Genomic DNA, 9,063 nt, shown 5'->3' on the forward strand with positions numbered 1-9,063 from the left:
CGTCGGAAGCGAGTCGATGACGCGGACACCGGCGACCAAGTACGGCCAGGCTCTGCGGGAGGCACTGGATCAGGCGCTGCGGGTACCGGGAGGGTCCTGGGGGTCGACACCGGTGGTGGCGGAGGCGTCCTTGGTTCCACTGGGGCGCCGGGAGCGGCCCTTCGGGCCGAGGTCGTGGTCGTGCATCCCCTGGTCACCGGAGCCCTTCTTCTGTTCCTCCCCGCGCTTGCCTGTGCTCCTGGAAGGCCTGCCGTGGGGATTGCCCGCTTCTTCCTTGGATCCGGTACGACCGGGCCCCTTGGCAGGGGCGTATTCCTCCGTGTGGAAGGAGCGGTGGGCGCTTGGATTGTCCTGCTGCTGGGACTCATCCACGTCCGGAGACCAGCCGTGTGGCCAGGCACGCCCACCCGGATACATCAATCCTCCCACTGGCCCCGCAGCCTGTGCCGCCCTGGTTCTGCGCCTTCCGCTTCGGCGCCACACCCGCTCGCCCGTACGAGCATCCGACGTATGGCAGAGCCGTGTTTCGGACATCTTCCGCTCGAAGGACGCGGAGAGGCCGTGTACGCGGCCTTTGCGGGCAGACGAAGGCTGACGACAGCCGTGCACCGCCTACGAGCCCGGCTCCGGCCGAACGCCCGACCAAGCGGTGCTCTGTTCAAGGAGGATTCACCATGCTGATCACCGTCACACGCACCGGCGGATTTGCGGGCCGGGAGCAGACTGCCTCGCTCGAAACGGAGTGCCGTGGCGACAGGCTCGAGCTGGAGCAGCTGGCTGAGCGCGCGCTCAGCGGTGAGGTCCCTGCGGGGCAGGACCCCGTTCCGGACGGCTTCAGCTACGTCGTCCGCGTCGACAGCAAGCTGGTGGAGTTACAGGATCCGTACCTCACCGAGGACCAGCGGCAGCTGATCGACACCGTTCTGGCCGCTGCAGCCTGACCATCCGCCCGAGAGAGCGTTCAGCGACCCCTCGCGCAGCCACCGGCCCCTGCCGGACCCATCGGGTCCGGCAGGGGCTTCCCGCTCACCCCGCCCTGTGCCCACACGCCGGGACGCGAGCGCTTGATCCTTGCCGCCCTGCCCGTCACCACCACGCCCTCCCCCGCGAGACCGCCCTCACCACCGGCGCCCCGCACCCCTGGCCGGGCGGCAGCCTGCCGGCGGGCGGGCACCACAGTCTCGGCCGGGGCCGGTGACCCGCCGGACAGCGACGGGCGTACGCGGCCGGGCAGATGACCGGCAAGCGCGCCCAGCGGCTGCAGAAGCTGGGATGGTCTGGAGTCTGGCGGACGTGCATCAGAGGGTTCTGCTCAGTCGGCCGGGGCGGGGCAGTGGCGCGGCGCCGTCGCCGGCTGCCGTACCAGAACGCGCCGATCAGCAGGACGACCAGAACCACTCCGGCAGCGATGAGAAAGAGGGACGGCTGCGCTTCTGCAGCGAGGGTTTGGATGGCAGTCATGCCCGGCCCCTACCCGTAATCGGCCGCTCTACCGGCCACCGTAGGAGCCCATTCCGGTTCCTGGTGGGCATGCCGTGTCGTGTCGTTGGGTTCGCGCGGTCCGGCGGCGGGCGGGCTCGTCCAGGCCGGTTGACGCCCGTGATCGCCTGCACTGGCTGTGGTCGGACGCCGGGCGGCCCTGCCACGAGGGTGGGAGCGTGAACGCTCGCTTCGGCATGAAGCGGAAAGTCGTGCTTGGGGTAACGGCGCTGATCGCGATCGCTGCCGGGGTTGTCCCGGCCTCCGCCCTGACCGGCGGAGGTCAGTGAAGGTCGAGTGCCTCGACCATCTGCGCGCGGGGCGTGGCGGCCGCACGGTCGTGTCGGTCGCGCAGCTCCATCAGGTCGGGGCGCTCTTCGATGGGTGCGCGGTGGGTTGACGCCATGATGACCTCCGGGGAAGGAGTGGTGACCCGCATCTACCCACAGAGCGGTTGAAAGTAGGTCATGGCGGTGACAAGTGGGTCGGCCTTTGCGAATCACTCCAGCCGCGGCATCCGGGGCTGGTTGAACGTGGCGGGCCGTCGATCACAGCCTCTGTCGGGGTAGGGCCGGACGGGCAGCCTCGGCACCGATGCCCGTGGGATGCCCTCAGCGGCGCCCGTAGGCCTGGCGGCTGGCCGCTCGCGGCCACCCGGGTGAGCTCCGCCCGGCTTACGGCCTTGTACCGCCGCGCTACGCGCACGGCAGCGCGAGGATGCACGGGCCGGTTCCCCCTTCATCGTGGCTGGAGTCATTTCCGTGCTCGAACGCAAGCAGCTCAAGGACCGTACCCAGGTCACCTTCATCCTCCCCGACCGCACACCGGACGGGCCTGTCAGCGTCGTCGGAGACTTCAACCACTGGAACCCTGCCGCCCACCCCCTGGAGCCCCGCGGCGACGGCACCCGCGCCGCAACCGTCGCCCTCCCCGCCCACAGCGCACACTCCTTCCGCTACCTCGCGGCCGGCGACCACTGGTTCGACGACGAACAGGCCGACAGCCACGACGGCACCAACAGCCGCATCCACACCTGACCACCGGCCTGCCGGAATCCGCCCGAGCCACTCCCGCCGACCCGGTTCACGGCCCTCCTGAGCGCTGACACTCTCGTCACTGCGCCAGCGGCGGGACAGCGGACGCCTCCTCTCGCTCGGCTGGTCCCCGGCGACTGTTGCCCCGTGATTCCCAGGTCCTGACCAGCACCGAGGCGGGTCCCCTGTGAGCAGCCCAACCGGTCTTTCGGATGGTTCCCTTGCCGCCCTGCACCATCTGAGGGAGAAGCGGGATATCAACACGGTGACCCTTCGCTACGCTGACGTCCCGGGTCTTCTGGTTCCGGAGGTCGAGGGAAACCTGACCCACGAGGAGCTGGTCCAGGCCCTGCCCGCGGATGAGCCGCGGCTGGTCGTCCACGAGCTGTCCTTCGCCAGCCCGGACGGCATGCGAATGCACGCGCAGCTCCTGATCTTCTGGCTGCCGCCGGACGCCCGTGAGTGGGAGGAGGCCTACACGGACGGCTTCACGGCCCTGAAGGAGTTCCTTGCCGACGTTCACGTCCACCTCACCGCCAGGCGGGCAGACCAGCTCGAGTACCGAAGGCTCGTTGCCCTGGCCGGCTGAGCACCCTCCCGCTGCCGCTCTCTGTGCGCAGCGGGTGGCGCCGTCGATGGCGGGGCCCGCTGCTGGCCGATTAGCCGAGGCCGGCGTTCTTGACGTGGCTGGCGCGGATAGTCACCAGCTCTTCCCATTCCTGGGCTTCGGCCGCCAGGCCCTGCCGCTCCAACCAGGCCCGGCCCGAGCGGAGCACGGGGCCACACGGTACAAAGACGCTCGCCGTTACCTCGGCAGCCAGTCCCGACCGGGAGAGCCGGTCGATGGTGGCGTTGGCCCCGCACATCCCCGGGTGCACCATGAGGAGGACGCCGCCCGGCCGCAGCCGTGTCGTGGCGCTTTCGCAGATCCGGTCGATGATCGCCCGCCCGTCGGGGCCTGCGTCCCACGCTCGCTCGAGCCCACGCGACGGCAGACGTTTGGCCGGGGCGGGAACGTAAGGCGGATTCGCGATGATCAGGTCGAATGATCGCCCGGCGGTGCGGGCAGCAAAGTCTCCGTGGGCGAGTCTCGGGGGCAGCCGCCGGCGTAGCGCGTTCAGGCGGGCCGTGGCCACGGCCGGCCAGGAGACGTCGACTGCAGTGACCCTGGCACCCCTGCTCGCGCCGAGGAGGGCCAGCACGCCGGTGCCCGTACCGATCTCCAGCATTTCCGTCTGGGGACCGAGGTGCTCGCGCCTGAGCGCCTGCGCGAGGAACCAGGTGTCCGCTTGTGGGCGGTAGACACCCGGGAGAGCGACCAGGCCTGTGGTGGACGTTCCCAAGCTCAGAGCCGTACTGGTCACTGCGCACCTCCAGAAACAGACGCCCCCGAGCAAGCTGCCTAGCCATCCCCGCATGTGCGACTGCCCCCGGCTACGCACCCCATCCAGAAACCTGGCGATCTTCGGAGGTTCAAACGGAAATCCAGCGAAACGCAGACCTCACGGGTGGGGATTCCGGCCGCGCGCCCTACCGGCTCCCCAAGCGTCCTCACGGCGCTGCGCTGCCGATGCTGCTCAGCCAGTTGGTGCCGACGCCCACCTGGGAGGCACGGGGCCTGGTCGGCGTATGGCGTATGCACGTCGCCTTTCCGGGCCAAACGTTCCTCCGTGATGAGCTACGCGTGAAAGGACCGGGTACACGGCGTCGGGGCGGACGGCTGCGCCGCCCGGTACGGCGACGCCAAGGAGGCGCTGGTGGACGGGATCGTGCTGCTCAAGGAAGACCACAAGACGGTCGAGAGGCTGTTCAAGCAGTTCGAGAAGGCCGGCGACAGCGACCACGCCGAGAAGCGGGCGATCGCGGACAAGGTGATCGAGGAACTCACCACCCACACCTGGATCGAGGAGACCGTCTTCTACCCGGCCGCCCGCGAGGCCGACCCCGACACCAAGGACCACGTCCTCGAAAGCATTGAGGAGCACCACGTCGTACTGTGGATGCTCTCCGAGCTCAAGGACCTCGACCCGGCCGACGAGCGGTTCGACGCCAAGATGTCCGTCTTGATGGAGAACCTCCGCCACCACGTCGAGGAAGAAGAGAAGGAGTGGTTCCCCGACGTTCGCAAGGCGATGGGCCGCAACCGCCTCACCGAACTCGGCGAACAGATGGAAGCGGCGAAGAAGACCGCCCCGGGTGAGCCGCTCGCCGTCCCCAGCGCCAGGACTGACCTGATTGGTATCGGGTGTCCGTAGGCCCACGAATGCCGGTGACGGGCACGGATCAGCCCGGGCGGAGGTGCGTGACGGGCAGGCCGTGCTCGGCACGCAGGCGCTCGGCCACGAGCGAGCGGTGACATGCCTCCGGATCGCGCTCGACGCAGAAAAGGGCGGTCACCGAGGGGCTCGGAAGCTCGGCCACGAGCGCGCCGAGGTCGAACGGGTCGAGGATCTCACGGGTGTAGCGCTCGGCGTACGCGGGCGCCAGCGCGATGCGGTTGCGCTTGCCCACGCCCTGGCGGTCGTCCTCTCGGTACTGGAGATGACGCAGTTCCGTCGTCGGCGCCAGCTCCTTCACGTGCCAGTAGCCGATGTCCGCCGCGGCAAGCGCGCGCTGGAGCCGCACCGAGTTCGCCCAGGAATACTCGGGGCCCCGAACGCCGCGGCGCTGGCGGAGGTCGAGCAGCAGCCCCACGCCCCCGTCGGCAAGCTCCTCGAGGAAGGCTCCGGCCGTGAAGCCGTAGACGCCGATCGTCGCGATGCGTCTCATCGCAGCACCCCTCGGTGGCGTAGTCCCACACGATGCCGTACGTCATCAGCCGCACTGCCTCCACACCGGCACCGGGCCGAACCCGAGGGAGCTGGGGCCGGGCCTGCCGGTCAGGAGGCGCAGTGGCCGGGAGCCCTACCCCCGGGCGCCTGCCTTTGCCCCACCGGGCGCCTACCCGAAGCAGCCGGCGCTACCCCGGCGGTCTGAGCGCCCCGCGCCGGTCATGGTGTGCGGCGAAATGCTCTCCCGGCCTGAGGTACGCAGTGGAGGGAGCGCAACGGTGAAGGCGTCGATCGCGGTGAACGCCTTCACGGCGACGGCGTAGGACCGACCCGGTGCGGCGGACTTGATCGACCCGGCTGCCGCGCCAGCAGGATGACCTGCACTGCCCCTGACACCCACGGCGGTCGCGCTGTCGTCCCTGACGGGCTGATCCATGTCGTGGTTGTGATTCCGCCGTTTGGCGGGAAAGAGAACTATGTGGAGGCTGATGTGGCGCGTGAGCGGATCGGACTGGCTGCGGTGCTGGCAGCGGCGGAGGCGGCCGCGCCGGTGGACTCCCTCGATGTCGTGGCGCGTAACCTGCGTGACCGGTTCGGCGCTGGGTACGTGTCGTTCCTGTTCGTGGACGTCGTCTGCCGACGCCTGCTGCGGGTCCACGACACGGCGGCCACGCACCAGGAGGAGCGCGCCGAACAGGTTCCCCTCGCCGGCAGCAGCGTCTACGACGAGGTCCTGGGCAGCCAGAGACTGGTGCTGGACTCGGACGGTGAGCAGGGCCAGCGGGTGCTGGCCCCTGTCACCAACCGCGGCGACACCATCGGTGTCCTGGAGCTGTTCCTCACCCAGGTCACCCGGGATGTGCTGGAGCAGGTCGAGGAGGCCGCGCACGCTCTGGCGTACATCATCGTCACCGACCGCCGCTTCACCGACCTCTACCACTGGGGCAACCGCACCACTGCGGTCAGCCTCTCCGCGGAGATCCAGCGCCACCTCCTGCCCTCGGCGGCCTCCCGCGAGTCCCCCCAGTTCACCCTCGCCGGCGCCCTGGTCCCGGCCTCCGACATCGCCGGCGACACCTACGACTACAGTCTCGACAACGGCACCCTGCACCTGTCCGTCACCGACGCCATGGGCCACGACGTCGATGCCTCGCTCATGGCCACCCTGCTGGTCAACGCCTCCCGCGGCGCCCGCCGCGCAGGGACGGACCTTGCCGAACAGGCCCGCCAGATCCACCAGGCCCTCCTCGACCACGGCCGCCTGATCGAGCAACGCGCGCAGCGAGCCCAAGCCCCCGTTCGGAGCAGCCACACTGGCACGGCACGGCTCTCAGGGTGACGGTGGCGGGAGTGTCGGCGGCCCGTCGGCACTCCCGCGCGCGAGGAGTCACCCCATGCCGGAACGCAACACGGTCCTGCGCAGCCTGCACGACGTTGGCCTGGCCGCCTGGTTCGGCGGCTCCTTGATGGGTGCGGTCGGCCTCAACGGCGCCGCGAAAGCTCAAGGCAAGAGCTGGGAGGAAGGTGCCAGGATCGCGAGCTCGGGGTGGGCCATGTGGGCGCCCGTGGGCGCCGCCGCGATCGGCGTGCACCTCGTCGGCTCCACCGGTCTGCTCGCAGCCAACGCGACGCGCGTGGTCACCCAGCAGGGCGTCGCCGCCTCCACCCTGGCCAAGACCATTCTGACCGGCGCCGCCCTGGCCGCCACCGCCTACACCCGCGTCCTCGGCAAGAAGATCGAACTCGCCTCCTCCGTCGATCCCCAGGACGCCGAAAAGACTGAACGTCTCCCTGTCGACACTGGTCAGGCCGAACGCCACCTGTCCTACGCCCAGTGGTCCGTGCCGGCGCTGACCTGCGGGCTGATCATCGTCAACGCCGTCCACGGCGAGCAGCAGCGTCCCGCCCAGCAGCTGTATGGCATGTTGCGGCGTGCCCGCACCCTGGCGCCGTACGTGGTGCGCAGCCGCCACTGGCCGCTAGCGCACTGAGCCCCGCCAGGAGGCCGGCCAGGAGGTCCGGTTGCGGAGCCGTGCGCGGGGTTCCCGGGTCGTCGATTCGAGCGGCCGTCCGAGGGGTTCGCCGGTCCGGCCGTCAGGTAGGCGCGGTTCAGCGGGCACGTCTCCATCCGTAATAGATGAGCGGGCCGCAGTGCGGCCCCTGCCGGAAGGACCTCCTGCCGTGTCCGAAGTCAAGGAATCCATCGAGGTCGACGTCCCCGTTCGCACCGCCTACAACCAGTGGACTCAGTTCGAGACGTTCCCGTTGTTCATGGACGGTGTCCGGCGCGTCGAGCAGGTCGACGAGACCCTCACTCACTGGGTGACCAAGATCGGTGGGGTGGACCGGGAGTTCGATGCCGAGATCACCGAGCAGGTCCCCGACAAGCGGATCGCATGGGTCAGCGTGGGCGGAGAGACCGAGCAGTCGGGCGTCGTTACCTTCCACCCCGTCGACCCGACTCGCACCGAGGTGACCTTGCGGTTGGCTTTCGACCCCGACGGGTTGGCAGAGACCATCGCCGACAAGTTCGGCTTCATCGACCGCCAGGTCACCGGTGACCTCCAGCGGTTCAAGAAGTTCATCGAGGAGCGCGGTACCGAGAGCGGCGCCTGGCGCGGCGAGGTCTGACCCCGCTGCGTGATCCGCTCAAGCAGCATGCCATTCGTGCGCACCTGCGCCACTCCACTGCACCAGCTGCGGATCGTCGAGGACGTTGGCCGGCGAGACCACCCCCGCGGCCTCGAGGAAGACCACCAGGTCGTGATCGGAGTACGCAGTACCAAGAACCTGCTCGCGGTCCTGGTGGCGCATGGTCACCCGGCGTCCGCCGGTCGGGGACGGCTGGTGCACGACGATGGGCGCGCTGTCCATGTGTCCAGGGTGCCGCTCGTGCGGGGTTCCCGGCCAGTCAGGCAGCGTCGGACCCCACCTGCGGCGCGGAGGGGGCACCGCTTCTCCGCCTCCTGGGCATCATCGCCTGATGACGTAGATAGCGCGACGGGCCGCAGACCATCGGTGCCTTCCTTGCCGGAGGCAGTGGTCTGCGGCCCTGGCCGCGTAAGCGGTCACCGTTGCGCCACCTCTTGCCGGTCCGGACGTCGATCCCGACGACCCGGTTGCTGTAGCCCTGGTCCATGCGCTGAAAGTACGCGGCCCGCTCCCGGGCAAGCTTCTTCCGGCCTTGCGGCCTTGTCCGGTCCTCACGGATCTCGAACTCCATCGAGCATCCCTCTGGACTGGGGTGTTGCGACGACTGCTAGGGCCTGTGTGGTGTCGTGATCATTCTTGGGTTCTGTCCTGTTCGCGGGGCGGAATCCGGTAGGACTGTGGTCGTGACACGCAGGCAACTCACCAATGCCCAGTGGAAGTTCATCGAGCCGTACCTGCCGATCGGTAGGTACGGCCCTTACCCGGAGCGGTTGCGGGAGCAGTTCGAGGGTGTGATCTGGCGGTTCCGGTCCAGTGCCCAGTGGCGGGAGATGCCTGCCGAGTTCGGCCCCTGGGCCACCGTCTACGGACGCTTCCGCGTCTGGCGGGACACCGGCGTCTTCACCGCCCTGCTCGAAGGCCTGATCGCGGAAGGGGCCCGGATGGGGAGAACGGACTTGTCGCTGGTCAGCGTGGACTCCACCACCGTCCGCGCCCACCACGACGCGGCGGGGATGCGCGTCAGCAAGCACCTCATGGAGGCCCTGGAAGAAGCCGCACAGGAGCAGGAGGCGGCCCGACAAAAAGGGGCGGACCGGAAGAACAGAACGGACAGGCCGGGCGTCGGC

13 protein-coding genes and 2 pseudogenes are annotated in these 9,063 nt (G+C 69.4%); 8 read left to right on the forward strand and 7 right to left on the reverse strand.

Translation table 11 applies throughout. The features are described 5' to 3' along the window. Nucleotides 1–69 precede the first annotated feature (69 nt). Nucleotides 70–372, reverse strand: a complete 303-nt coding sequence (locus tag ACFY04_RS41665) for a hypothetical protein (RefSeq protein ID WP_389126037.1) — start codon at nucleotides 370–372, stop codon at nucleotides 70–72. 302 nt (nucleotides 373–674) lie between these two features. Between ACFY04_RS41665 and ACFY04_RS41670 the strand changes: the two genes are divergently transcribed. Beyond that, nucleotides 675–941, forward strand: a complete 267-nt coding sequence (locus ACFY04_RS41670) for a protealysin inhibitor emfourin (RefSeq protein ID WP_382550064.1) — start codon at nucleotides 675–677, stop codon at nucleotides 939–941. Between the two features lie 145 nt (nucleotides 942–1,086). Here the strand turns inward: ACFY04_RS41670 and ACFY04_RS41675 are convergent, their stop codons facing one another. After that, on the reverse strand, nucleotides 1,087–1,461 hold the full coding sequence (locus tag ACFY04_RS41675; protein ID WP_389126039.1) for a DUF6479 family protein: 375 nt from the start codon (nucleotides 1,459–1,461) through the stop codon (nucleotides 1,087–1,089). 301 nt (nucleotides 1,462–1,762) lie between these two features. Continuing rightward, on the reverse strand, nucleotides 1,763–1,885 hold the full coding sequence (locus tag ACFY04_RS41680; protein ID WP_389126042.1) for a hypothetical protein: 123 nt from the start codon (nucleotides 1,883–1,885) through the stop codon (nucleotides 1,763–1,765). A 355-nt stretch (nucleotides 1,886–2,240) separates the two neighbouring features. Here ACFY04_RS41680 and ACFY04_RS41685 point away from each other — a divergent pair, with 355 nt between their 5' ends. Both ACFY04_RS41685 and ACFY04_RS41690 read left to right on the forward strand, forming a co-directional pair. Continuing rightward, a complete protein-coding gene (locus ACFY04_RS41685; protein WP_389126045.1) occupies nucleotides 2,241–2,516 on the forward strand; it encodes an isoamylase early set domain-containing protein in 276 nt (91 codons plus the stop codon). A 184-nt stretch (nucleotides 2,517–2,700) separates the two neighbouring features. Continuing rightward, nucleotides 2,701–3,102: a hypothetical protein gene (locus tag ACFY04_RS41690; RefSeq protein WP_389126047.1), complete on the forward strand. Its 402-nt coding sequence runs from the start codon at nucleotides 2,701–2,703 to the stop codon at nucleotides 3,100–3,102. A gap of 70 nt (nucleotides 3,103–3,172) precedes the next feature. Here the strand turns inward: ACFY04_RS41690 and ACFY04_RS41695 are convergent, their stop codons facing one another. Beyond that, nucleotides 3,173–3,877, reverse strand: coding sequence for a HemK2/MTQ2 family protein methyltransferase (locus ACFY04_RS41695; protein ID WP_389126049.1), 705 nt, complete (start codon nucleotides 3,875–3,877; stop codon nucleotides 3,173–3,175). A gap of 393 nt (nucleotides 3,878–4,270) precedes the next feature. On the opposite strand from ACFY04_RS41695, the gene ACFY04_RS41700 reads away from it, so the two are divergent. Continuing rightward, complete coding sequence (locus tag ACFY04_RS41700) at nucleotides 4,271–4,768, forward strand: hemerythrin domain-containing protein (protein WP_389126052.1); 498 nt, start codon at nucleotides 4,271–4,273, stop codon at nucleotides 4,766–4,768. 28 nt (nucleotides 4,769–4,796) lie between these two features. Here the strand turns inward: ACFY04_RS41700 and ACFY04_RS41705 are convergent, their stop codons facing one another. Then, nucleotides 4,797–5,282 carry a DUF488 domain-containing protein gene (locus tag ACFY04_RS41705; protein ID WP_389126055.1) on the reverse strand — a complete coding sequence of 162 codons (486 nt, stop codon included), beginning with the start codon at nucleotides 5,280–5,282 and terminating at the stop codon, nucleotides 4,797–4,799. Nucleotides 5,283–5,774: 492 nt separating this feature from the next. Here ACFY04_RS41705 and ACFY04_RS41710 point away from each other — a divergent pair. The 3 genes and pseudogenes from ACFY04_RS41710 to ACFY04_RS41720 form a co-directional block, all read left to right on the forward strand. Next, nucleotides 5,775–6,545: pseudogene (locus ACFY04_RS41710) on the forward strand (PP2C family protein-serine/threonine phosphatase); the annotation flags it as partial. A gap of 133 nt (nucleotides 6,546–6,678) precedes the next feature. Beyond that, nucleotides 6,679–7,275 (forward strand): hypothetical protein, encoded by a 597-nt coding sequence (locus ACFY04_RS41715; protein WP_389126057.1) that lies wholly within the window; start codon nucleotides 6,679–6,681, stop codon nucleotides 7,273–7,275. Between the two features lie 190 nt (nucleotides 7,276–7,465). Continuing rightward, nucleotides 7,466–7,915, forward strand: coding sequence for an SRPBCC family protein (locus ACFY04_RS41720; protein ID WP_389126060.1), 450 nt, complete (start codon nucleotides 7,466–7,468; stop codon nucleotides 7,913–7,915). Between the two features lie 18 nt (nucleotides 7,916–7,933). Here ACFY04_RS41720 and ACFY04_RS41725 read toward each other — a convergent pair whose 3' ends face one another. Both ACFY04_RS41725 and ACFY04_RS41730 read right to left on the reverse strand, forming a co-directional pair. Further along, complete coding sequence (locus ACFY04_RS41725; RefSeq protein WP_389126062.1) at nucleotides 7,934–8,158, reverse strand: hypothetical protein; 225 nt, start codon at nucleotides 8,156–8,158, stop codon at nucleotides 7,934–7,936. A gap of 37 nt (nucleotides 8,159–8,195) precedes the next feature. Then, nucleotides 8,196–8,507, reverse strand: a complete 312-nt coding sequence (locus ACFY04_RS41730; protein WP_389126064.1) for a hypothetical protein — start codon at nucleotides 8,505–8,507, stop codon at nucleotides 8,196–8,198. A gap of 112 nt (nucleotides 8,508–8,619) precedes the next feature. Between ACFY04_RS41730 and ACFY04_RS41735 the strand changes: the two are divergent. Next, nucleotides 8,620–9,063 (forward strand): annotated as a pseudogene (locus ACFY04_RS41735) (transposase); the annotation flags it as partial.

The organism is Streptomyces sp. NPDC001549, assembly GCF_042894025.1.
Taxonomy (GTDB): Bacteria; Actinomycetota; Actinomycetes; order Streptomycetales; family Streptomycetaceae; genus Streptomyces; species Streptomyces kutzneri.